We start from the raw sequence: 25,691 nt of genomic DNA, 5'->3' as shown, positions 1-25,691 counted from the left end.
TGTCAATAAATATATTCAACCACTCAAAGAAGGATTCCTCTTTTTATTTAAAAAAATTATCATAATTTTATTTACACAACTTATTATACATTACTAAATCAGATTTAATGGACCGCTCCATAATCATAGAGTTAGATCCTATTTCTAGTCGGAATAGATTAACTGAATATGAATTACATAAACGTTTTGAAGAAGAGAGACCATCAATTGTGAGTGGTTTTTTTGATTTGATTGCAAAAGCCATGGAAATAAAAGAAACTTTAGAGTTTAAACATTATCCACGAATGGCTGATTTTTTTGAGTGGGGTACCGCAATTGCAATTGCATTAGGATATGACAGAGAATATTTTGAATCGAGCTATTTTGATATGATTCATGATAGGTTAGAGAGTTTTCATAATCCTAGTGGCTTTATTAAGGCTTTAAAACTATATGTTGAAGATAATGGTGCTATTAGAGCATCTGCATCAGAAGTTTTGGATATTATAAAAGGTTATGCAGAAAAATTGAATATAGAAATAGAAGATCCTTTACCAGTAACATGGGTTACCAGGAAAATTAATAATAGCATTGAGTATCTTAATGACATGAATATTAACTTTGAAAGAGGAAAAGACCGCAGAGGTGCTAGATTTATTCATCTTTTTAGGTGATTCTGGACAACATGGACAACAAAGACAACAAATTTTGATTTAAAAACTTATAAATATGGTCTAAATTTAGGTTTCCAGCTTAAAAAATGATGTCAATGATGTCAATGATGTCAAATTAATTAACTTGTTTTTGGTGGGATGGTTTTGGTTTATGTTGTAGAGCAAATAGTTCAATCGAAAAAGTATTGCTCTATGTAATATTTTAGATTAAAACCATCCTCTCAAAACAAAAAAGGCTGGTTAAAAACCGGCAACTTTATATTTCATGTTGGGATAATAATTAAAAGCCATTGAATATTGAAATAGAGATTGAGAAAGTTATTTTAAAAATGTAATTGTTTGTGAACTTAAATAGTTCCAAAAATTAGTTTAAGGAGATGAATGAAAGTTGAAAATATATTTCGACAGAATTAGAAAAAGACTGGATGAGTTAAGGGAATTGGTTGGGAAAAGCACAGAAGAAATAGCATATTATCTTTAGTATAAAAGACCTGCGGATATTGAAAAAGATATACCAGTTAAATGTTTTGATGATGAAGTTTTTGATGAATACATGTTTTGCGATGAAAATGATGATCTTCATCTAACAGAAAATGGACTACTTGAAGTAATTATGACATCTAATAAGTATAAAGCACTTGAGTTTCAAAATCTAGTTAGACCTGTAGTTAGAAGAGCTAAAGAAGAATTTGATGTAGAGTTGTAAAATCCGCTATTGCTCAAAGTGATAGCGAAATCATATAAAAATAAACTATAAAATTATTAGAGGAGAGATGAAAATGAACAGCGTAATTGAATTAAGCAAAGTTAAGGAAGAAAAGTTTGGTATTGTGAATTGTGATTTTTACAGAGATGAAAACTCAGATGAAGTTTTTATGACAGCTGAACAAGTTGGTGAGGTTTTGGAATATGCCAACCCAAGGCACAGTATAAATAATATAGTTAATAGAAATTCATACTTAAAAGAAGAAGAGTTTTCAGCCGATATCAAATTGATATCACCCGGAGGCGGTACCCAGAATACCAGGGTTTTTAATGAAGATGGAATCTATGAAGTGACAATGTTATCAAAACAACCAAAGGCCAGAGAGTTTAGAATGTTTGTTAGAAAAGTAATCAAAGAATTAAGGAAAACTGGTTATGTAAGTGTAGAGCAGTTTGATGATCCGTATTTAGTTGTAATTGAAAATATGTTCAAAAGTATGAAGTTAACTAAAAAAGAAATAAAAGAAATGAAGCGAGCCCAAAATAAATATCAAATGGAATTAGATAAACATAAGAAAATTGTTGAACAGCAACAGAAGAATTTGGATTATGTAAATAAAATAGTTTCTGTAGAAGATACAGCAACACTTAGGAAGGCCTTTACAAGTTCAGTTCAAGCTTTAGCACTAAAAAAACAGATTGGATTTCCAGTTGCTTATGGTAAAGTTTATGGAAGAATAAATAAAAACCAAGGAATAAACCTCAAAGCTAGAGCTAAAAAAGGGAATATGAAAATTGTTGAATACTTAGAACAAGAAAATATGCTGGAATATGCTATGAGAATTGTTAATGATATGCTAAATAATGAAGAAAATGCAGCTTAGAGAGGAGGTATTAAAGAATGAATAAATATATAGTTTTCTGGACAAAAGAAGGAGAAAGTCGTTGGGATATTTTAAATAAAAATATTTTGTTTGATTTTTTATCATTGAATAAACTTTTAGATAATGAAAATACTATAATATTTGGACCCTATATTAAATATCAAACCGTCCCACAGTTAGTAGAAAAAGGCTTGTCAATGCTCTAAAAGTGGTGTTTCCACCCGATGAAACATGCATAAATTAACTTGAAAAGTGTTATAACGCCTGAAATAGCAGAGGTTTAGGGAAAAATAAGCTAAAATTTAAGCTAAAATAGCTCTATTTTTATGTTTCTACCCGAGAGCACCTTCATTCAGCCTTGTTATTTCAGGAATCTTTATTTTAAATATTTTATCAGTTAGGTCTAAATTTAAAAGAAAAAACTAGTTGGACAAGAGGAGGGTTTTTCCCGATATTAAATCTCTATTTAAAAGCTCATCTGCAGCTTTTGGAGTTGAACATATTACCCAATTAGCTGTTTAAAGCACAAGTGCTGTATATAGCCAAATATAAAGGATATAAAGCTAATTGATTTTTTAAAAACATCTATTTGGCTAGTTATTGTCGTTCACTACCTATATGGGGTTTGTGCCTGGCTGCAACACTTTAAATCCAATTTATGTAAGGAATAAACAATATAATCTAAAGTTTAGCCGGGTCAGTTTTCAATTATTATGGAATCTAATTTCACTTCAAAAAAAGTTATTGGAACTATTTAAAAAGTAATGGAATTGGTGTAGAGTATAATCATAGAGCGAAAATAAAGAATATTCTTTAAATAACAGCGAGTTATTTACAACAATTGGAGTAAAGCTTTATAGAATTAGCCTATATAAATAGCAAAAATGAGTTATTTAGTGACCGCAACTATTATTAACTTTAATACCTAAAAGTTTTGTTTCGAGCCCCACCCTGGCCTGCAGAGGGCAGGGTGTTAACATAAATGAAGGTCCACTGCTTTAATTAGCGGTGGGCCTTTTTGCATTTGTTGACCTATTAAAAAAGAAGGAGGTGATTTATTTAATTTTTGTCGGGATAAAGATTCTATATAAAGATTGGAGGAGAAGAATGAGTAAATTATTGGAGTTGGTGCTTATCTGTCTGGTATTGGTGATTATCCTTTCAATATTAAAACAACCTGGATTAGAAGATTTTGTACAACTGCATGACTGGGGGCTGGTCTATACAGTAGAAAAAGGAGACACTCTTTGGAATATAGCCGCAGATATTGAAAGTGAATTTGATATTAGACTAGTTGTTGCAGCAATTAAAGAAGTTAATAAAATCGAAAGTTTAATTTATGAAGATCAAAGAATAATATTACCTAAAAATTAGCCACTTTGCAGTTAGCCCTGTAGAGTGGTTTTTTTTATTTCCACTAAGCGAACATTAGTTTTTAAACTTAAATCAAAATAAAAAGGAGATTGATAAAAATGATAAATATCCAAAAATATTCATTGAGAGTTGTTAAAGAAAAGGGTGGCAGATATGATTTAGAAAGAAAGGTAAATAATCCTGAGAGTGCCAAAAATGTGTTTATTGATGTTTTAGATCTGGACAAGAGAACTGAGGAAGTCTTTGCTATAATCACACTGGATGTCCAGAGCCAAATAACAGGGGTATTTGAGGTTTCCATTGGCAATCTATCATCTAGTCTAGTATCACCAAGAGAGGTATTTAAAAGGGCAATCTTGCAGAATGCAGCTGCTATTTTATTAGGACACAATCATCCAAGCTCAATTCCAGATCCAAGCAATGATGATATTCAGGTAACTAAGAAATTAATTAAGGCAGGTGATATAATTGGGATCAAAGTTATGGACCATATTATAGTGGGTTCTAGAGATAATTATGTGAGCATGAAGGAGAGAAACTTAATCTAAAATTGCTCTTGATTGCTATAAAAATAATTATTTTAGGAAAAATTAAAAAATAATTTAAATTTATAGTTACTGATATATCAAGGATTATAAGCTTGATTACTCAAAAGTTAGATTTTTTCTAAAAAAATATTGATCGAAGTATAACAAAAGTAATCAATTTGCTTTATAATTAAAGAGTGTTAAAAAATGAGTCAACAAAACTGAATATAGAATTGAGTCTGGCAGAAATTATCGGTAATTTTTGTACACCAAACAGATTCACCCTGAGCTTCTGGTCGCCAGGGATATCAAGGTTTTTCATTTCTTTTCCACACCAACAAAAAAAGAAGGCCATGTTACGCCCACATGTTTTAGCAGAATCCAAAAAAAGGGCACCGCAGGTGAGGATATAACTACCGCCTTAGCTAAGGGTAAATTTAGCCACTGAGTGAGCCGTGAGGCGATTATAGCACAAAGTGTTACAGTAGGCCACCGCTGGTGAGCCGTTAGACTACTCGGATTAAAGAGCAACCCGTCCCAGTGCTGAAAGCTGTATCTAAGTAATGTAACTACCGTATTGCATGAAAGGCTATGGAGGAGTAAGCAGGGGGTAAGAGAGCAAGTGATTGGGATGAACACCTATGGCAATGTAAGGGGGCATAGAGTTAATACTCATTCTGATCTACGATGATAAAGCTGGACCTAAGCACGTACCAATAATTGGTCAAGGCTCTCATGGTGACAAGAAGCCATCTGTAGATAGGAAGACCTCGTCATATCTTATGATATGTTCCTGAATTCTACAAGTTATCTCTCTAAATTAGGCAATAGGAAAAGACCACTAACCCAGTAATAGCAAAGTGTTATGAAGGGTTAACTCTTTTCTTCTTGTCTAATGCAAAGGGGATAACTGTATCTAGTTTCCTGTCTCTCTTTTAATTTTATAAAGCACAAGAAATGATAAGCAAATGAAATGAGCTGGGTTTTGATACCATTTAAAAAGCGTTATTGCAAAATGGTTCTGATGAAAAAGTTAATGCTTAAAACTTTTATCCTGACAAAAAATAAAATGCTGGTCTCAGATTTGAAAAGAAAATGAAAAAGCAGCTGTTACTCAAATGCCTGTTGGGATAAAAAATAAAAAGTTTACAAAAAATCGCTTAAACAATAATTGCAGCGAAAAAGTGATTCTCCTCAATGGGTTTAAAAAAAGAAAGCTAAAACCTATCCTAACAGAAAATAAGATTTGTCAATTTAATTACACTTGATAGAAGATTGCATTTAAGCTAAAGTCACTGCTGCTAAAAGCTTTGGTAGATGAGTAAACACTGAGTAGATCAGTTAGAGTTCACACTTAAGATTTCATAAACATTTCTATTACCATTTGTAGTGAGCTCAAACATATCTCCTGCCTCTCGCTTGAGCAGTGCTTTACCAATTGGAGATTTAAAACTGATCTTAGAATTTAAAACATCAGCTTCATCTTCTTCGACTACCGTATATTCAATAACCTCATCATTTAGCCTGTCTTTCAGCTTTACAGTATCGCCAATGGAAACAAAGTTGCTGAACTTTAAATACTCCAGTAAGGAGCTGTATCTGTTCTCAACAATATTATTATCTATCGCTCTCTTGAGAGTGTTCAAATCACTTAGAAGCATCAACTTCGTTTGGGTTCGAGTAATCCCAGTATATAGCAGATCCCTCCTGAGCATGATATTGTGAGAGCTGCTCAAGACCATAATTAAGAACGGGAATTCACTACCCTGGCTTTTATGAACAGTACAGGCATAGGCATGTCTGAAGTAATTTAGTTCATCAGATTTGAAGTTAACGACTCTGTCTGATTCATAAATTTTTACTGCAAGAGATCTTTTAGCGTTGACCTCTATAACCTGTCCAAACTCACCATTAAAGACTTCTTTATCGTAGTTGTTCTTTATTACCATTACTTTGTCACCAAGCCTAAATGGACCAATTGAGGGCTTTGAGCTAACAGCAGGATTAATACAGGCTCTAATTTCTTTATTGAGGTTATTGACACCAAGCACACCATTTTTTATCGGTGAAATAACCTGGATATTAAAGATGTTAAAGTTTCGATCTAAGCGTCTAAAAACAGCCATAATCTCTTCGAGAGCAGATTCTTCATCTATTATTTTTTTGAAGACAAAGTCCGGGCCATCATTTAATTGAGGTAGCTCTCCTTCGGTAATTTTTTTGGCCAAAGGAATTATTACTCCCTCATCAGATTGTCTAAAATTTTCCTTAAGCTCTGTAGTAGAAATAATCCCTGAACTGATCATATCTTTCAACACATTGCCCGGGCCAACACTCGGGAGCTGATTAGTATCTCCCACAAAAACTACCTTTAAATTAGCATTAATGGCAGAAAAGAGGTGATAGGCTAAAGGGATATCACACATACTGAACTCATCGACAATTAGAAGACCTGGATGGGCCAGCACAAAGTGTTCATCAAATCCCTCACCACGAAATTTTAGTAACCTGTGAATTGTCTTTGCTTTAATATTAGTTAGAGTTTCCAATCTGGTGGCTGCTTTACCCGTTGGGCTGGCTAGATGGATTTTATGGTGCTTATTTTTGTCCTGGTAAATTTCACAGATTGTTTTAACGATCAGTGATTTTCCAGTGCCCGGGCCACCAGTGATAATAGAAATACTATTATTTAACGCTTTTTTAATAGCTTCTTTTTGTTCTGAAGCAAATTTTATTTCTGCTTCAGCTTCCTTTTTTTCTATTATCCGATCAAGATTTTTAAATTTAACTTTTTTACTTTTTGATTGGATAAGGGTTTTGATCTGATAAGCAATCTCTTTTTCAGCCTGATAGAGAAAGTATTGATAGATTTTATCTGCTTCGATAATCAATTTTTCTTCTTTTTTCAACTCTGAAATTGCCGTTTCAAATCTATCTGCTTCTATTTTTACTTCAAGCAGCAGCTGCAGTCTTTCCAGCAGTTCTGATTTAGGCAGATAGCTGTGACCTTCTACTTCAGCAGACTTAAGTAAGTGCTCAATAGTTGCTTTTATTCTAAAGATTGACTTTTTATCGTCATTTAAAGAAAGAGCAATTCTATCTGCCTTTGTGAAGCCAACATTGTCGATTTCATCAATCAGCTGATAGGGGTTATCTAAAAGGTCTTTAAGAATTTTCTCAGGTGTCATTCCTTTTTTGAGATAGTGTTTCCAGATACTATTGGCCTTATTTGTTGAAAAACCTAAATTGCAGATAGAACTGATGAATTTTGCTCGATATTCGTCAGAAAATAATTCTTTTTTAATTTCCTGCAACTGCAGATCACTGATAAAATCAAATTGTTTTAAGAGATCAGGATCCTTTTTTATTTTTTCTAAAGCATCAGTACCCAGTTCATCTATGATCTTATTTGCTCGAACATCTCCTACCTTTGTCATCACCGATTTGAGATATTTAATCAGTCCTTCTCGGTTATCAGGCATTGAACTTCGATATTTCTCAAATTTAAACTGGATTCCATATTTTTGATCTCTGATGAATTTACCTTTGAGTTCATAAGTGTATTCTTTTTTGGGTGAAGACATGTTACCAACTGCTGTAATCTTTTTATCATTTTCTGTTTTAAATTGCAGAACAACATAATCCGATTTTTGAGTCTGATAGATTATTTTAGTTATTTTTCCTTTTAGAACTTTAGTTTTGAAATTAAAGCCTGACATCATGACACCTCCTGAAATAGCAGCTATTATAACTATTCTTGATATATGAAGTTCTTTCCTGCAAATAAAATAAAAAAACAATAAGTGTATACATTTAATGATTTGAAAATCCTATTAGAACAAGCTTAACAGAGAAAAAAATTAATAAATGTATACAGAAATTAAACTACATTTATTTTCGCAATAAATGTATATGTTTATTCAAATTAAAAGGACTTCATTGCTATTGCTTCAAAGAGTTTGGTGTTTTTTTCTGTATACATTTAATTAAATCAGAGAGATTTATTGTTTGTAATCTTGATTTTTAATGATTCTAATTATTATATAAAAATTTATAAATTAAAGAAATAAATACAGGTTTTTTACGATTAATGTAGAATCAATAATATAAGTATTATAACTAAAATGATGTCTGAGGTGAGAAATCTATGGAAAGAGATGATCAATTAATGAAGAGTTTAATAAATAAATTATCAATTGGAGTTGTAATAGCTGACCAACAGGGCCAGCTATTATTTACCAACCAGACTATAAAAGAGATGACTGGATATACAGAAGCTGAAATTAGAACAATGGAAGACTGGTACAAAAAAGCCTATCCAGATCCGGAATCTAGAAAAAAGGCCAAAAAATTTTTTCAATATGACATAGAAAATGATATTCAGGATCGAACATATAAAATTACAACTGCTGCTGGTAAGTATAAATATTTCAATTTCCGTTATTCACAATTAGATGATGGGAAGATGTTATTTGAGATTATAGATATTTCTCACCGAATCAAGCAAAAACAGGAGCTTAAAAATCAGAAGATAATTTTTGAGAATCTCTTTACTAATTCTTTAGAAGGGATTGTTTTACTGGACTCAGAATTTAGAATACTAGATGCCAATAATAAATTTGAAGAAATATTTGAGATTTCAAAAAGTGATATTAAAGAGGAGTTTGCTTTAGACGCCGTTAGTTTATATGAAGAACCAGAAAATATTGAGAGAGAAATCAATGCGATTTTAGAAAAAGAAGACTGGGAAAATGAAGTGAGATTTAAAGTTAATAATAAAATTAAATACTGCAATGTTCATATTTTCTCTGTAGATAATAAGGAACATGACAGACTAATTTATGTTGCAGTTGATGATATTACTGAAAGTAAAGAACGAGAAAAAGAATTAAAGGAAGTTAAAGAAAGGCTGGAATTGGCTGTTTCTGGTGCTAATATTGGGATTTGGGATTGGAATGTAGAAGAAGAAAACATTCATTTTAATGAAAACTGGGCTAAGATGCTGGGATATGAGCTTTCTGAGCTGGAGAATAACCTTAATACCTGGCTTAATTTAGTTCATCCTGATGATAAGGAACAGGCTTTAAAAGACTTAGAAAATCATCTAGAAGGTAAAACTGAAAAATATTATAATGAGCATCGATTAAAAACAAAGTCAGGCAGCTGGAAGTGGATTAGAGATATTGGAAAAGTGACTGAAAGAGATGAAGCTGGAAATGCCATTCGGATTGTAGGAGTTCATATTGATATAGACCGAGAAAAAAGGGCAGCAGCAGAAATTGAATACCTTTCCAATCATGATGAACTAACCGGTCTTTATAACAGAAGATATTTTAATGAAGAACTTAAGCGATTGAGTAATTCTAGAAAATATCCGATCAGTATTATTGTGGGCGATATGAATGGATTAAAAGATATTAATGATAATTATGGTCACAGCATGGGTGACAGATATATTAAAAGAACTGCAGAGGCGATTAAAAGCTCTGTCAGAACTGAAGATGTAGTTGCCAGAATTGGTGGAGATGAATTTGCAATTATCTTACCGGAAACCGATTATTCTAAGGCAGATGATATTGTTGATAGGATTTTAAAGAGAATAGAAGAAGACAATAAGATTGAGGAGCTGCCAGTGCCTTTAACTATTGCCCTGGGTTTTGAAACTACAGATTGTAGTAATCAAAAACATAGTGTTAAAAATATTAGAAAATGTTACAATAAAGCTGATGAAAAGATGTATGAACAGAAATTTGCAGGTAGATGTTAATAAAGATAATTAAATATGATTATTACAGAGCTGGGGTTTTTAAATGAGACTTCAGCTTTATGACTTTACAGAACCTAAAAATGCAGATTTTGTCGACTTGTGAATAAAGGAAAAACCATATATTTCAAGAAGTATATATATTAGATGATGTTTGGATTAAGATGGTAATTTCAGAAAATCAAATTAAAGGTTTTATCATGGAGGATTATTTGTGAGGAAATATATTAGTGATATTAATCAAAACTATTCTTTGATCAAGTTGACTGAATATGCAGTAATTTTGTCTACTATTTTATTAACTATTGATCTTTTGAATTTACCTTTGAAATACTTATTAGGTGACAATAAGTTATTTATTTTTTTAATTGCTGGAGCAGTAATTATTCTGTTAATATTAAAAGGGATTGAATTTGGATTAATAGATACTTTAAAACTAACAACAGTCAATATAATAGATGCATTTTCTGTTACAATGATTTTTTCAAGTACTATATATTTGGTAATTGCTAGTTTTTATGGCTTTTTATTTTTATATAAAAGTATTAGTTTGTTTATTATAGTAATTATTTTTTTCTCTATTATATTAGGAAGAAGTATTTATTTAAAAAAGAAGAAGATAGAAGCAAAGAAATATACTCCTAATATTGTTGATCTAAAGGATATTTATAATGGTAATTTCAAGTTAGAAGAAGATCAACTTGTTTTAATAAAAGAAGAAGAGGTTAATTATGATTTGCTGGAGAGAGAAAATATAATTAATCAATTATATAATGCAATTTTACAATCTAAGCCAGATGGGAAATTTGTAATTAGTTTAGAAGGTGGATGGGGTAGTGGCAAGACAACTATTATAAATAACGTGAAGAAGCAGCTTAGAAATACAAAAGAAGACATTATAATAATAGATGAATTTGATCCCTGGTCATATTCTGATCAAAGAAGTCTTTTCTATAAAATGTTTGATATTATAATTAAGAAATCAGGATTAAAATATAATACTCTAGCAGCTAAAAAAATGGCTGAAGAAATATCAGAAAATATTTTTGGAACTCAAAAATCAACAAGAATATTAAAAACTTTTTTTGAAAATGAAAATGATGTAGTCACTCTAAAAAACAAAATAAATGATTATTTAAGATTATGTGGAAAAAAAGTTGTCTTTTTCATTGATAATATAGATAGAATTGAAAGTGAAAATATTATTTTATTATTTAAACTTGTTGGTAATATTTTAGATTTTAATCGTGTAACCTATGTTCTTTCATATGATGACGATCGGATCAGAAAAATTTTTAATAATGATTTAAATATAGATTATAAATATCTAAAAAAAGTGATTCAGATGCAAATCCGAGTTCCAGAAGTAAATGAAAATGCACTTAATAATTTATTTAAAAAAAGCTTGAATAATTTGCTCATTGAATACGGAGAAGACAAAGAAAATTTGAATTATTATAATTGTATTATTAATTTTATGTGTGAACAAAAAATTGATGTAAGAGATTTTAAAAGATTTATTAACTCTGTTATTGGTTCAGTGTTTAGTGGTTCAAGTTATTTAAATAAAAGAGATTTGATGATTATTGAGTATGTGCGTTTATATAATCTACCTTTATATCAAGAAATATATCAAAATAGGATTTATTTTATTTCTCATGATAAAAGGCAGGATAAAGAAGCATATTCCACTTCATTTAATAAAAGAGAATTTAATCATAATGCTAAAGAATTTTTTGATGAACTATTTTCAAATGAAAAGAACTCTGTTTTTAAAAATATTTTAGCCGAGGTTTTTCCTTATGTTAAAAAGTATAATGATAATCAGGATTTAGAGTATGAGGGGGTAACTGTTCAAGATGCTTCTTATCCAGATATTATCAAGAATAAAAGAATATGTAGTGCCAAATATTTTGACCTATATTTTACTAATACAATAAATGATTTTGTTTTAATAGGTGAAAGAGTTGAAGGTTTTGTAGATGACTTAAATAAAACAAAGGATTTTGTTACCAAGAAAAAAATATTTAGTGAGCTTTTAGAATCTGTTCATTATACTTATCAAAAGGAATTGTTTGAAAGACTTGAATTTTATATTGAAGATTTAAAGGAAGAAGTGTTATTTGATTTAGTGACTATATTATTTAATGAGATACATGAAATTGATGATTCTTCTGCATTTTTTGCTTTAACTGCACGTTCTAGAGTTGAAGTTATAGTTTGGGAATTGCTTCAAAAAATAACTGAGGAAGAGTATGAGGAGTTTCTAAATAATATTCAAGATGATTATGAAAAAATAGAAATTATTAGTAGTATATTATATTGGTTTAATAATGATAGAGAAGGAAAAAATATTGAAGAACGAAAAGAAAAAATGCAATTATTATATAAGGATATGGGAAGAGCTATAATTGATAATAATATAAATTTATATAATGATTCATATTATTTTCCCAAAAATATTTGGGGTTTAGCTAGACTTTATGAAGAAGATCAAGAAGAATTAAAAAACTATATTAAAAACATTACTGATAAAGAAAATATTTTTAGACTTATCTATGATTGTATTTCTTTATCTTATGGAAAGAAATATAGGTATTCAATTAGGCAAGAAAATTTGGAAAACCTTACTACTGAAGAGTATATAGATAATATTTTAGAAGAAACTGAGCCATCTACATCAGATCAAAAATTTATTCTTAGAGTATATGAAAATTATAAAGATAATGTAACTGATAGATTTGAAGAAAAAGGTATAATTCTTAATGAATTAAAAAATATAAATCTTTAATATTGCAGTTGTAGGATAATGATATAATTTATAGAGGAGAGGATGAAGCAAATGATTATAAACTATCAAGTTGGTGAACTTTATACAGCTAAAACTTATAAAGAAAGTGGATTTAATTTTCCTAAAGGTGAATACAAGCTGAAAATAATTAGAGAAGGCTTTCCTGAAAGTCTTGTCAATGATGAAGATGAATTAATCATTGCCGAAGAGCAGTGGCTCGAGGGATTAGAAGGCAGTGATCAGTATAGGACTGATTTGGAAGGTAACTGGTATTACTTTGAGTTTCCTATCAATGATGAGGGTATTGACTATATGTGGGTGCCTGAGTCAGTAGTGGTAGAAATTTTTAATTAGACTTTGTTGGAAATAAGTTGATATAATAGGCTTGAGTTTTCTTCTTTTAGGGGGGCGAGATAATGACAGATAAAAAATCAATGACCGAATCTGAAATATGTATGAATTACATAACTCCAGCTATAAAAAGATCTGGTTGGGATAAAAAAAGACAAATAAGACGGGAATATTATTTTACAGCTGGTAGAATTGTGGTTAGAGGTAAAGCAACTGCAAGAAAAAAAGGAAAGAAAGCTGATTATCTGCTGGAATACAAGTCTAATTTCCCTTTAGCTGTAGTTGAGGCAAAAAGTAATCAACATTCGATAGGGTCAGGTATGCAGCAGGCTCTTGATTATGCAGAGATTTTAGATGTTCCTTTTGTTTATGCTTCAAATGGTGATGCTTTTATTGAACATGATAGGACGACAGGTAAGGTTAGAGAAATTTCTTTGTCAAATTTTCCTTCTCCAAAAAAATTATGGGATAGATATAAAGACTATAAGAATTATACTGAAGAAGAAGAAGAGATTGTAACTCAAGATTACTATTATGCACAAGGAGGAAAAACCCCAAGATATTATCAAAGAGTTGCTATTAATAGAACTGTTGAAGCTATTGCTAAGGGTCAAGATAGAATAATGCTAGTAATGGCTACTGGAACAGGTAAAACTTTTACTGCTTTTCAAATAATACATAGATTATGGAAAGCTAGAGAGAAAAAAAGGATTTTATTTTTAGCTGATAGGAACATTTTAATTGATCAGGCCATGGTTAATGATTTTAATCCTTTCAAAGATATTATGCAAAAAGTTGATAGAAATACTGTTGATAAAGCTCACGAAATATATATGGCTTTATATCAGTCTATGACCGGCAGTGAAGAGTGGCAGGAAACATACAGACAGTTTAGCCCAGATTTTTTTGATTTGGTTGTCATAGATGAGTGTCATAGAGGTTCTGCTAGAGCGGACTCTGCATGGCGAGAAGTCTTAGATTATTTTGATGACGCTACCCATATAGGACTAACAGCAACTCCTAAGGAAACAAATAAGGTTTCAAATACGCATTACTTTGGAGAACCTATTTATACATATTCATTAAAGCAAGGTATTGATGATGGTTATTTAGCCCCTTATAAAGTGGTAAGAGTAAATTTAGATAAAGATCTAGAAGGATATAGGCCTACAAAAGATAAGTTAGATAAATATGGTCTACCTGTTGAGGATAGAGAATATAATATTAAGGATTATGATAGGAGTTTAGTATTAGAAAAAAGAACAGAATTGGTAGCAAAAGAAGTAAGTGATTATTTAAAGCCAAATAGCAGGTATAATAAATCTATAGTTTTTTGTGTTGATATTGATCATGCTGAAAGGATGCGTCAATCTTTAATTAATGAAAACTCTGATTTAGTAAAGAAAAATAGTAAATATGTAATGGCTATAACTAGTGAACATCAAAGAGGTAAGGAACAGCTTACTAACTTCACTGATCCAGCTGAAAAATATCCTACATTAGTTACTACTTCTAAATTGCTTACTACTGGTGTTGATGCTCAAACATGTAAGTTGATAGTTTTAGATGCTAATATTAATTCTATGACTGAATTTAAGCAAATTATTGGAAGAGGAACTAGAATAAATGAAGATTATAATAAAAGATTTTTTACTATAATGGATTTCAGAGGTGTTACAAGAAAGTTCGCTGATCCTGAATTTGATGGAGAACCCGTACAGGAAGGTGAATTTGAACCTGGTGAGTTAACTGATTCTGGTGATGGGAATGACGAAGATGGAGATATCATAATAGATCCAGAAGGATCAGATGATAATAATAGTAGCGTAAAATACTTTTTAGATGATGTAGAGGTTCATTTGATTAGTGAAAAAGTCCAATATTACGATAAAGATGGAAAGTTAGTAACTGAATCTTTGATTGATTATACTAGAAAAAATGTTAGAGAGCATTATGACACTTTAAATGATTTTATTAGAAAATGGAATAGTGAAGATAAAAAACAAGCAATAATAGAAGAATTAGAGAATCAGGGTATATTTTTAGAAGAGTTAAAGGAAGAAGTAGGTAAAGATATGGATGAATTTGATTTAATATGTCATATTGCTTATGATAAACCACCTCTCACTAGACAGGAAAGAGCAGATAAAGTTGAAAAAAGTGATTATTTTGCTAAATATGGAGAGGAAGCAAGAGAAGTCATAAAGGCTTTATTAGATAAGTATAGAGATGATGGTGTGACAAATATTGAAGACATGAAAGTTCTTCAGTTAGAAGAATTTAGAAAGATCGGTTCTCCTAAAAAAATAATTAAATCATTTGGTAGTAGACAAAAATATGAGGAAGCAATTAAAGATCTAGAAAATAAATTATATGCTTAATTTTTTGAAAGGATGTTATTAAATAATGACAATATCTAATTTTGTTAGAAGTATACAACAAATAATGCGTCAAGATGCTGGTGTAGATGGAGATGCCCAAAGAATTTCACAGTTAGTCTGGATGCTCTTCTTAAAAGTGTTTGATACTAAAGAAGAAGAATGGGAAGTAGTTGAAGACGATTATACTCCAATCATTCCAGAAAAATATCAGTGGAGGAACTGGGCTGGAGATGAAGAAGGTATGACTGGAGATGAATTATTAGAGTTTGTTGATAATGAATTATTTGTTGAATTAAGTAACCTTGAAATAGATGAATATACTGATGAAAGAAAAATTTTGGTTAAAGAAGTTTTTGCTGATTCTTATAATTACATGAAATCCGGCACTTTAATGAGGAAGGTTATAAATAGAATTAACAAGGTTGATTTTGATGATTATAAAGAAAGACATGCTTTTAATGAAATATATGAAACCATATTGAAAGACCTACAGAGTGCAGGTAATTCAGGAGAATATTATACTCCACGTGCAGTTACTGATTTTGTTATCGAAATGCTGGATCCTAAAATTGAAGAGTCTGTAGCTGATTTTGCATGTGGTACTGGTGGGTTTTTAGTTAGTTCTTTAGAATATAGAAGGAATAAATATGATCTCTCAGTTGAAGACAGAAAGAATCTGCAGAATGGACTTCATGGTGTCGAAAAAAAACCTATGCCCTATATGCTTGGAGTAACAAATTTAATTTTGCATGATATAGACACTCCAGATATTTTGCATGGTAATTCATTAAATAAAAGTTTAAGAGAGTTTACTGAAAAAGATAAGTTTGAGGTTATAGCAATGAATCCTCCTTTTGGTGGAACTGAGCAAGATATTATTCAGATGAATTTTCCAAAGCCTTTTCAAACATCTGAAACAGCAGATTTATTTATGACATTGATTATGTATAGATTAAAGGAAGATGGTAGAGCTGGAGTTGTTTTACCTGATGGGTTCTTTTTTGGAACTGATAACGCTAAATTAGAGATTAAAAAGAAGTTATTAGATGAGTTCAATTTACATACAATTGTTAGATTACCTGGTAGTGTTTTTGCTCCTTACACTTCTATTGCTACTAACCTTTTGTTTTTTAATAAAAATAGCGAAGGGACTGCTAGTATTTGGTATTATGAATTACCTCTACCAGAGAATTATAAGGCGTTTTCTAAGACTAAACCAATGCAGAATAAACATTTTGAAGAAGTTAGAGAATGGTGGAATGATAGGGAAGAAACTGAAAGAGCCTGGCGAGTTAAAAGAGAAGAAATTGTTGAAAATGATTATAATTTAGATATAAATAATCCTAATGTTAAAGAAGAGGATAACCATGACCCCAAAGAATTGTTAAGAAAATATAATGAAGTTCAGAATGAAATTAAGGGTTTACAGGAATTACTTAAAGAAGAACTTAAAGGGGTACTGTAGGAGGTCTTAATATGAGCATATATTTAGATGAATTTGAAACATTATATGGAACATCTGATAATATCAAAAAATTAAGAAATAAAATTTTAGAATTAGCATTTCAAGGGAAACTTACCAGTTATAAAGAATCAGATACAAATTTAGATTCTTATTTAGATAAATTAGATAGACAAAGGGAAAGTAAAATCCAAGAAATTAAACATTATAAAAAAAGAAACATACAAAATATAAAAAATGAAAGTCAGAAAAAATCTAAAAATTGGTCATTCACAAGGTTATCAAGAGTAGCCAATATTGTTACAGGATCAAAAAATGCTAATTATGCTGATGATCATGGAAAATATCATTTCTTTACTTGTGCTAAAAAGCCAAAGAGATCAAAGGATTATTCATTTGAAGGGGAAAGTATTTTATTACCTGGTAATGGAGCTAATGTTGGATATGTAACTTATTATAATGGAAAATTTGAGGCATACCAGAGAACTTATGTTGTTCAACCTTATGGTGATATTAATAGTAAATATTTGTATTATCATTTTAAATATAACTGGGAAAAATATAATTTGAATAAGCAATATGGTTCAGCAACTAATTATATAAAAATGAAAAATCTTACAAATTATATAATAGATATTACTTCTCCTGAGGAGCAAAAAAGAATTGTAAACAAAATAGAAAAATTAATGAAAGAAGCTGATAAATTAGAATCAAAGCTTGAAAAAAAAGAAAAGATTTCCCAAAAACTTTCAGAATCAATAGTTGATGCAATAAAAGATAGTCAGAATGTAGAAGAAATTAAAGAAAAAATAAAATTTATTATTGAGAATTTTGATGTTATTTTTAAGACTTCAAAATCAATGGATGAAATGAGAAATATTGTTTTGCAGTTAGCTATTGAAGGTAAATTAGTACCACAAGATGAGAGTGATATGCCATCTTTTAAACTGATAAAAAAAATTAAAAAAGAGAAAGAAAAATTAATTAAAGAAGGTAAAATTAAAAAAAATCATGTTAACAAAATAAAAGGAAATGAAATTCCTTTTGCTATTCCAAATAATTGGAAATGGGTTAGATTAAACCAGATTACTGAGGTTAACCCTAGAAATTCAGTAAATGATGAAAAAGAAGTATCATTTGTCCCTATGACCTTAATTGAAGATGGTTATGGAAGTTATTTTGATTTTGAAATAAAAAACTGGAAAGAAATAAAAAAAGGATATACACATTTTGCAGAAAATGATATAGGAGTTGCAAAAATAACTCCTTGTTTTCAAAATAGAAAATCTCTTATTTTTAAAGGTTTAAAGTCTGGGTTTGGAGCGGGAACAACAGAGCTTCACATAATCAGGGTGTTTTCAAACAATATTAATCGTAAATATTTATTGTATTTATTTAAAACTGAGTGGTTTATTAAGAAAGGAATATCTAACTTTTCAGGTACTGCTGGTCAACAAAGAATTAATACTACTTTTATGAAAAACCTTGTTATTCCTCTACCACCAATAAAAGAACAAAAAAGAATCGTGAAAAAAATAGATTCTATAATGGGAATAATAGATAAATTAGAAGTGGAATTAGAGAAAAGAGAAGATTTAGTTGGAAAATTAGGAGCAATTTAAATATATAAGATTCGGATTAATTTGGAAGATGGCTTTAATTTAGTAACTAAGTATAGATGTAAAAATAATGAATAGATTTTAATTTAAGATTGGAAGGAGAAAATAAAATGTCAGATGGTTTATTTGTTAAAGAAGATAAAGTAGAGTGGGAAATAGAAAATTTATCTGATAAAGCTACCAATTCAGATAGTTATGCTTCAAATAGATGGATTGAGGAAGAAGATGATATTTACAGAACTAGTTTTCAAAAAGATATTGAAAGAATATTATATTCTAATGCATTTAGAAGATTACGAACTAAAACGCAAGTTTTATATGATCCCCTTAATCAGCACAATAGAACAAGATTAACTCATACAATTGAGGTTTCTCAAATTTCTAGACAGATTTCACGGGCATTAAATCTAAATGAAGATCTTACTGAAGCGATTGCTTTAGGTCATGATCTAGGACATACCCCTTTTGGTCATGCAGGTGAAAGAGTATTAAATGATAAGTTAGAGAAAATAGGTGGTTTTTCACATAATGTTCAAAGTGTTTGGGTTGTTGAAAGACTATATCATGGTGTTAAAATTAATGGTAAAATTATACCAGGTTTAAACTTAACATATGCAGTAAGAGAGGGAATATTAAAACATACAGGCGTAAAAACAAATTTGGGAGAATTAGAAAAATTTAACCCTGAAAATCCACCAACTATGGAAGGCCAAGTAGTTAGATTAAGTGATAGTCTGGCTTATTTGTATCATGATATCCAAGATGGGATAAGGAATGACTTTGTAACAAAAGATGAAATCATTTCAACATGGGAAAATATAAGTGGTATAGAAAATGAAAATTGGTTTCATATTTTAATTGATGATGTAATTAGATTTAGTAATGAAAATGATCGAGTAGACTTTAGTCCTAAATTAAAAGAAGCTTATAAATCTCTCAAACAGATTCATAAAAATAAAATCTTGAGAAATCCTAAAGTTGAAGAGATGGATAATAAGGGAGCTGAGTTAGTAGAGCAGATGTTTGATTTACTAAAAAAACATCCAGAATTATTACCAAAAACTAAAAGTAATAATAAAAAATTAAAAGAATTTGGTCTGGAGAGGGTAATAATTGATTATATCCAGTGGTTAGGAGATCAAATATTTGAAGAAGTTTTAAATAATCATAAAAGAAGATTGAAGAAATAAGTGGAAATCAATATATAATTAAAAGAATATTACTGGAGTGAAGTCTTATGTATTATACAAAAAAACAAATAGAATTAGTAGAAGACAGTATAAAAATTGAAGAAGAAATTGCTAATTATATAAAACTAAAGAAGAAAGGATCAGAATATGTAGGTCTTTGTCCATTTCATGATGATAAAAAACCATCCTTTTCAGTTTCTCCCAAAAAACAAATTTTTAAATGTTGGGGATGTGGAATTGGTGGAAATATTTTTAAGTTTATTCAAAATAAAATGAATTTTAATTTTATTTCATCTGTGAAATTTTTGATATTAAAGAATCAAATCGAACTTGATGAATTTGGATATTCCGGAAAAGGGGATGTATATGTTTTAAAATTAGAAGAGGGTAAATATTATATAGGTTATACAGAAAATTTGGCTCAAAGAATGGAAAGTCATTTTTCTGGAAGAGGAGCAAAATGGACAAAAGAATATAAACCATTAGAAATAGTAAAGGTGTATAAAGGAGTAAATAGAAAATTTGAAACAGAACTAACCGAACTCTACATGAAAAAATATGGATATAGGATTATTCGAGGTGGAGATCACGTTAGAAAAGATTTAAAATTTAAGCATGTGAAAAAGAAAATCAATAATAAGACCAACGAAGGAGTTTATATTCTTAAACTAGAGGAAGATAAATTTTTTATAGGATATAATGTCAATATGGATTCGGCAATTGATAATCATTTTGATGGAAAGGGCTGTGAGTGGACAAAAAAATATAAACCTGTAAAGTTAGTTAGCAAATATAAAACTAGAAATATAGAGGAATGTAAAAAGGAAACCATTAGTTATATAAAAAAATTCGGCTGGGATAATGTGCGTGGATACAGATGGAAGAAAGATAATATTAGAAAACCCAAAATATTATCTTGAATATCATTTGAAGGGAGAATTTAATTTCAACTATTTTAATCCGCCCAGAAGCTCATGATATTGATACTGCAGCAAGAAGGAAAGTACCGTTAGCATTTCCTATTGATTGGGAGCATAGAGAATTAACAGGTAGAGATTATGGGATTGATATTATTTTATAAATTTTAATGCGAAATAATTGACTAACTCTTAGAATAAAGAAGGAGGAGGCCGCATTTCAAGGCGGATTAACATATAAATGGAAAATATTCATTGGAGTAATATAATTATAAGTATGATTTTTGGTGTTGCTGGTGGTGTAATTAGTATTTGGGCTAAACATTATTTTTACAAAGTAGTTGGTAAAATAAGTGTTGAAACAAATGATAGTAAATTAGTTTTCTATCAAAAAACTGCTTATGGCGACAACGAAGAAACTATAATTAATTCTAAAAATAAAATTCTTCCTGGTGTGATGGAAAAATTCAATAGTGGCAAAATCATTTTAGATCTAGATTTAATAAATAATTCTCAAATAAATAAAATTATGAGGGATATATATCTGGAAGTTGGTAAAACAAAATTTGATTTAAAAAATATGAAAACTGAAAAAGTTGCTGCTGGTTGTTTAAGATCGGAAAAAGTTGCTAATATTTCTTTGCCTCCTCAAGAAATAAAAAATATAAATGTTAAAAGTGATATAAAAGAAGATATACTCAAGAAAATCTATGAATGTTCATATGCTTATCTAAAATGGAAAAATAAAAAGGGAAAACAATTTAAGAAAAAAATAAAGCTCAAGTAAAACATCAATACAACATAAGTTATGTTAAGTCGCATTGGTTATAAGTTACTTGTTCTTTGTCATCACAGGGTTAATGATGATTTATCAGCAACTAATTAGTTCTTAATGAACTTTATCATATATACTTTTCCTATTTAATGGTGTATAATGGATCTAAATTATATTTATGATAGGAGATGGGTTTAATGAATAAAGTCGATCCAATCAGAGATAAAAGTTTAATTGAAGAAATTAAGACTGAGCTATTAAAAGATAATTACCGCAATTATTTGCTTTTTGTTCTGGGAATTAATACTGGATTAAGAATTGGTGATATCTTAAAGCTAAAAGTTCAGGATATGAGGAATAAAACCCATATCATTCTAAAAGAGCAAAAGACAGGAAAGACTAAGAAGTTCTTTATCAATTCTGTTTTGCGAGAAGCTCTGGACAGGTATATTAAAAACATGTCCGATCATGAATATTTATTTCAGAGTAGGAATGGAACCAATCAACCATTATCCCGCAGCCAGGCATACAGGGTATTAAATAAAGCAGGAGACACTGTAGGCTTAGATAATATAGGTTGTCACTCTACGCGTAAAACATTCGGCTATCATCATTATAAGCAGTACAAAGATGTGGCCCTGCTGCAGGAACTGTTTAATCATTCTGCTCCCAGTATTACTTTAGATTACATTGGAATCAATCAGGATGTAATGGATAATTCAATGAAGAACTTTTCGTTATAGAAGCTAATAATAATTTTGAATAAATATGAGGGATAGTTATCACTAATATAATAGACGAATAAATTTAGGAGCAAAAAAATGGAATTAAATAAGATTTTAGGGAAGATATTGGAGTTAACAAAAAATATATATTTGAAAAAGCCAGAAGAAAAATCTTATAAATATAATACACCTTTAAATACTATTCCGATACCAATGGAATTGTGGATCACTAAAACTGGAAAGAATATTAGTAGAGAAATTGCACTAATGAGTATGCAATACAAAATAGAATTCAAGAATGGAAATATAAATGATTTTAAAGAAATAGTAAAAATAATTTTTGATAGGATTATTTTTAATGAAGAATTGTTTAAAGTTAAACTAATTTCAGGATCACAGAAAGATAAATTATTTGATTATATTAATGATGATCTTGATAAAAAAGATTTTGCCATGAAAGTTTGGGATATTATGACAAAAGAGTTTTCTGATAATCTAAAAGATTGGATTATATTTTATCCTTTATCAAGAGTAACAACAAAATCACTAAAATTAGAATTTGATGGTCTATCTCTAGTAAATTCGGAGGATAAAGAATTTTGGGATATGATAGTGAATGAGTATCCTGCTCTAGAATTTTGGGATCCTAAAAAAGGAAAACAATTTGATAGCAGTGATAATATTTTCTCTAATAAATCTCCGAAATCATGGTTGGTTTGTGAAGTTAATGGTTCAAAAGATATTTCACAAAAAAGAGCTTCAATTTTAATGCGTAAATTTATTGGTGTTTTATTGGCTCACTTATATATTGAAAATTCTTCTGTGCTTAAACATGCTGGCAGATCAGAAACAACATATTCAATGCAAATATCTTCTGATAGTAATACAAGGTTTAATTATCCACATATTGGGATTATTTTGCATTCATTATTAATAGATTTAGAAATCACTTCTGAAGTTATAAATGAAGTTAAAGATTGGTATAAAAAACAATCTGAATCCGAGAATTTTAATAGAGCAAGTAAGGGAGCACAATTTATTCAGTATGGGATAACTAGAAAAACTGAGTTGGATAAGTTTATTCATTATTTTATTTCACTAGATGCTTTGTTTGGTGAAAAAAGTAGAGTTGAAGAGAGTATAAGTGAAGGTGTTTTCAATACTTATACTAAAACCAATCATGAAGTTGATAAAGATAAAATTAAAAAAATTTATAAATTGCGATCTGATCTAGTTCATGGTGGTTCTAGTTATATAAATGATTGGAAAGAAATAATAGACTATCGAAACCATTTTAATTCTGATCCACTGAAAGATGTACAAGACATTGCAATTAAATCTTTAGTATATTATTTTGAAAAATAAAACATTAAAGATTTTATTGAGAAAGGATATAACTTTTATGGACAATTATGTTCTTGCATTATTAAAATTTGGTAAAACAAAACATATTAGGGAACTCCAGAATGGTATACTATATATGAATCCACTTTCTTATTTCAGGGGGATAGAGGAAGATAAATCAAGAGGAGACAAAAATGAGGGTTTACATAGATTTTTACAGAAAGATTCTCTTACTATAACAATAGGTGACCAAATAATTAATAAAGAAGATATCGTTAAACCGGTAGAAATAAGATTATCTAAAGTTCAAGATTTTAACCTTTTCTGTATGTATGCTATTAATTCTAAAACTATTAAGTCCAACAATTTTCAATTTATTTTAGATGATAGAATTTATAAATTTGGTGATGCCTGTTTAGCAGTTCAAGATGGAGATGAATTTATAAATAGGATTAAACTAGCTATTAATAACAAAAACAAGGTGTTAAATAAGAGAATTAAGACAAAAGGCAGTAAATTAGTCGAGTATGTTGATAAAAAGAATTATAGCGGTGAGATGGGTATATTCAAAAAGTTTAATAATTACAGTTATCAACATGAATATAGAATTGCTTTTGATGTTCCAGAAGATCTAAGAAATGAGACTGGGGTATTTAAATTAGATATTGGTGATATAAGTGATATTACAGAAATATTTAAAACAAAAGAGATTGAAAATTTAGTTGATATCAAAGGTGAATAATTTTTAGCAATCTTATGAAAATATAAAATAAAGGCTAAATAACTTACTTAAACCCCATCCAATCAGAAACAAAAAATCTTGACTTTTTCACCCAAATAATGTAATCTAAATACACGCAGGAATAATAGGATCAGAAGTGTTGATACCTAAAAGATCAGACGCTTTTCAAATTTTAATACTGGAAATCTTACTTAAATAACTCTAAATATTTTTTAAAAATGGTCTTTTTTATTGTCGTCAAGACAGCTTACTTACCAACTTAAACAGCTCATAAATGCTGTCAGATCAATGAATATAATTTTTTCTCATAAACTCCTTGACGATAATAAGAGTAGCTGTTATAATATTTATTGTTGCTTAAGAAAAGTTTCAGCGTGCGCCCGTAGCTCAACTGGATAGAGCGATTGACTACGGATCAGAAGGCTAGGGGTTCGACTCCTCTCGGGAGACCTTTTTAGGAATATAATTCTGAGAAAACCCCGACATGAAGGGGATAAGCCCGTGTAAAAATTTTATAATTATAAGCTAGTGAAAGGCTTGTATTGTTATTTTTTTATAACAATCAGTCGTTCACTTTTTTTGTTTATAATAGTATTTTTTATGCGGAATTATTTTCTTTAAAAGGGGGAGCAAACTATGATCAAAATTGATGTTAAGCAGCCTGATTTAGAAGAAATTTTAGCTGATTTTTTAGAAGATAAGAGGTCTAAGAGATTATCGCCTGCAACTATTGATTATTATGAGAATAATATTCATAATTTTATCGTTTTTACAAAAACTAAGAATAAAAATATTAGCCATAAAGATGTAAATAAAAAGCTAATAAATGAATATTTAGTCTGGTTGGATAGAAAATATAATTATAATACCACCAGTGCTAATACTGCTTTGAGAGCTATCCGTGTTTTTGTTTATTATATGATTGAAAGAAATGATTTGAATATTGAACCTTTTAAAATCTTATTATTACCAGATAATAAGCGAAAAAAGAAAGAAATTTACAGCACGAATGAACTTTCTAAGTTGCTGGAAAAGCCCAATATTAAAAAAACTAGATTTTCTACTTATAGAAATTGGGTTATAATTAACTTTTTTCTTACTGCTGGTGCTAGAATAAAAACTACTGTAAATATTCAGAATCAAGATATTGATTTGGCCAATCAGAAAATTACTCTTTTTAATTATAAAACCCATCATACTTATCAAGTAAGCTTTTATGGAAAATTCAAAAAGATCATAGAGGAATATATGGGCATAAGAAAAGGTGCTCCTGAAGACTATTTGTTTTCTACAGAGTACGGAGAAAAACTGTCTAGAGCAGGTCTTAGGTCCGCTATAGTTCGATATAATAGGAGAAGAGGAGTAGATAGAAGCAACATTCATGCCTTTCGCCATTATGTAGAGGAAAAGATTATGGTGAGTAGCTGTTAATTTCATTAAGATACTTGTATTTTTAATTAAAACACTCACCATAATTATCATTTAAC

At 29.6% G+C, this 25,691-nt stretch carries 20 protein-coding genes; 19 read left to right on the top strand and 1 reads right to left on the bottom strand.

Annotated elements, in window-relative coordinates; translation table 11 throughout:
• Nucleotides 1–107 precede the first annotated feature (107 nt).
• The 6 genes from C7954_RS11600 to C7954_RS11580 all read left to right on the top strand — a co-directional run bounded on the left by C7954_RS11600 (nucleotide 108) and on the right by C7954_RS11580 (nucleotide 4,164).
• A complete protein-coding gene (locus tag C7954_RS11600; RefSeq protein ID WP_134060051.1) occupies nucleotides 108–653 on the top strand; it encodes a hypothetical protein in 546 nt (181 codons plus the stop codon).
• A gap of 553 nt (nucleotides 654–1,206) precedes the next feature.
• The gene (locus C7954_RS13725) at nucleotides 1,207–1,359 is read left to right on the top strand and encodes a hypothetical protein (protein WP_166667722.1); all 153 of its coding nucleotides are present in this window, start codon (nucleotides 1,207–1,209) and stop codon (nucleotides 1,357–1,359) included.
• 73 nt (nucleotides 1,360–1,432) lie between these two features.
• Entirely contained in the window at nucleotides 1,433–2,242 is an 810-nt protein-coding gene (locus C7954_RS11595) for a BRO-N domain-containing protein (protein WP_166667721.1), read from the top strand.
• 17 nt (nucleotides 2,243–2,259) lie between these two features.
• The gene (locus tag C7954_RS11590) at nucleotides 2,260–2,448 is read left to right on the top strand and encodes a hypothetical protein (protein ID WP_134060047.1); all 189 of its coding nucleotides are present in this window, start codon (nucleotides 2,260–2,262) and stop codon (nucleotides 2,446–2,448) included.
• A 901-nt stretch (nucleotides 2,449–3,349) separates the two neighbouring features.
• Nucleotides 3,350–3,616 (top strand): LysM peptidoglycan-binding domain-containing protein, encoded by a 267-nt coding sequence (locus C7954_RS11585; protein ID WP_134060045.1) that lies wholly within the window; start codon nucleotides 3,350–3,352, stop codon nucleotides 3,614–3,616.
• Nucleotides 3,617–3,714: 98 nt separating this feature from the next.
• A complete protein-coding gene (locus tag C7954_RS11580; RefSeq protein ID WP_134060043.1) occupies nucleotides 3,715–4,164 on the top strand; it encodes a JAB domain-containing protein in 450 nt (149 codons plus the stop codon).
• 1,316 nt (nucleotides 4,165–5,480) lie between these two features.
• On the opposite strand, the gene recD2 is transcribed toward C7954_RS11580, so the two are convergent.
• Nucleotides 5,481–7,862, bottom strand: a complete 2,382-nt coding sequence (gene recD2 / locus C7954_RS11575) for an SF1B family DNA helicase RecD2 (RefSeq protein WP_166667720.1) — start codon at nucleotides 7,860–7,862, stop codon at nucleotides 5,481–5,483.
• A gap of 428 nt (nucleotides 7,863–8,290) precedes the next feature.
• Here recD2 and C7954_RS11570 point away from each other — a divergent pair, with 428 nt between their 5' ends.
• The 13 genes from C7954_RS11570 (at nucleotide 8,291) to C7954_RS11510 (ending at nucleotide 25,635) form a co-directional block, all read left to right on the top strand.
• Nucleotides 8,291–9,910, top strand: coding sequence for a sensor domain-containing diguanylate cyclase (locus C7954_RS11570; RefSeq protein ID WP_134060039.1), 1,620 nt, complete (start codon nucleotides 8,291–8,293; stop codon nucleotides 9,908–9,910).
• A gap of 211 nt (nucleotides 9,911–10,121) precedes the next feature.
• Nucleotides 10,122–12,698 (top strand): P-loop NTPase fold protein, encoded by a 2,577-nt coding sequence (locus C7954_RS11565; RefSeq protein ID WP_073158113.1) that lies wholly within the window; start codon nucleotides 10,122–10,124, stop codon nucleotides 12,696–12,698.
• 51 nt (nucleotides 12,699–12,749) lie between these two features.
• Nucleotides 12,750–13,052, top strand: a complete 303-nt coding sequence (locus tag C7954_RS11560) for a hypothetical protein (RefSeq protein ID WP_073158116.1) — start codon at nucleotides 12,750–12,752, stop codon at nucleotides 13,050–13,052.
• Nucleotides 13,053–13,114: 62 nt separating this feature from the next.
• The gene (gene hsdR / locus C7954_RS11555; RefSeq protein ID WP_073158118.1) at nucleotides 13,115–15,430 is read left to right on the top strand and encodes an EcoAI/FtnUII family type I restriction enzme subunit R; all 2,316 of its coding nucleotides are present in this window, start codon (nucleotides 13,115–13,117) and stop codon (nucleotides 15,428–15,430) included.
• Nucleotides 15,431–15,455: 25 nt separating this feature from the next.
• Complete coding sequence (locus C7954_RS11550) at nucleotides 15,456–16,895, top strand: N-6 DNA methylase (protein ID WP_073158121.1); 1,440 nt, start codon at nucleotides 15,456–15,458, stop codon at nucleotides 16,893–16,895.
• 11 nt (nucleotides 16,896–16,906) lie between these two features.
• Complete coding sequence (locus tag C7954_RS11545) at nucleotides 16,907–18,514, top strand: restriction endonuclease subunit S (RefSeq protein ID WP_073158124.1); 1,608 nt, start codon at nucleotides 16,907–16,909, stop codon at nucleotides 18,512–18,514.
• A gap of 107 nt (nucleotides 18,515–18,621) precedes the next feature.
• Nucleotides 18,622–19,701, top strand: a complete 1,080-nt coding sequence (gene dgt, locus C7954_RS11540; RefSeq protein ID WP_073158127.1) for a dGTP triphosphohydrolase — start codon at nucleotides 18,622–18,624, stop codon at nucleotides 19,699–19,701.
• 47 nt (nucleotides 19,702–19,748) lie between these two features.
• Nucleotides 19,749–20,621 (top strand): CHC2 zinc finger domain-containing protein, encoded by an 873-nt coding sequence (locus tag C7954_RS11535; RefSeq protein ID WP_073158130.1) that lies wholly within the window; start codon nucleotides 19,749–19,751, stop codon nucleotides 20,619–20,621.
• Nucleotides 20,622–20,859: 238 nt separating this feature from the next.
• On the top strand, nucleotides 20,860–21,405 hold the full coding sequence (locus C7954_RS11530) for a hypothetical protein (protein WP_073158133.1): 546 nt from the start codon (nucleotides 20,860–20,862) through the stop codon (nucleotides 21,403–21,405).
• A 185-nt stretch (nucleotides 21,406–21,590) separates the two neighbouring features.
• Nucleotides 21,591–22,136, top strand: a complete 546-nt coding sequence (locus C7954_RS11525) for a site-specific integrase (protein WP_073158433.1) — start codon at nucleotides 21,591–21,593, stop codon at nucleotides 22,134–22,136.
• A 78-nt stretch (nucleotides 22,137–22,214) separates the two neighbouring features.
• The gene (locus C7954_RS11520; protein ID WP_073158436.1) at nucleotides 22,215–23,483 is read left to right on the top strand and encodes a HEPN domain-containing protein; all 1,269 of its coding nucleotides are present in this window, start codon (nucleotides 22,215–22,217) and stop codon (nucleotides 23,481–23,483) included.
• Nucleotides 23,484–23,520: 37 nt separating this feature from the next.
• Nucleotides 23,521–24,204 carry a hypothetical protein gene (locus tag C7954_RS11515; RefSeq protein WP_073158439.1) on the top strand — a complete coding sequence of 228 codons (684 nt, stop codon included), beginning with the start codon at nucleotides 23,521–23,523 and terminating at the stop codon, nucleotides 24,202–24,204.
• A 636-nt stretch (nucleotides 24,205–24,840) separates the two neighbouring features.
• On the top strand, nucleotides 24,841–25,635 hold the full coding sequence (locus C7954_RS11510) for a tyrosine-type recombinase/integrase (protein ID WP_134060037.1): 795 nt from the start codon (nucleotides 24,841–24,843) through the stop codon (nucleotides 25,633–25,635).
• Nucleotides 25,636–25,691: the final 56 nt, after the last annotated feature.

This window comes from Halanaerobium congolense, from assembly GCF_004366375.1.
In the GTDB taxonomy this organism is placed as follows: Bacteria; Bacillota; Halanaerobiia; order Halanaerobiales; family Halanaerobiaceae; genus Halanaerobium; species Halanaerobium congolense.
This window is presented reverse-complemented; position numbering and strand designations above follow the sequence as displayed.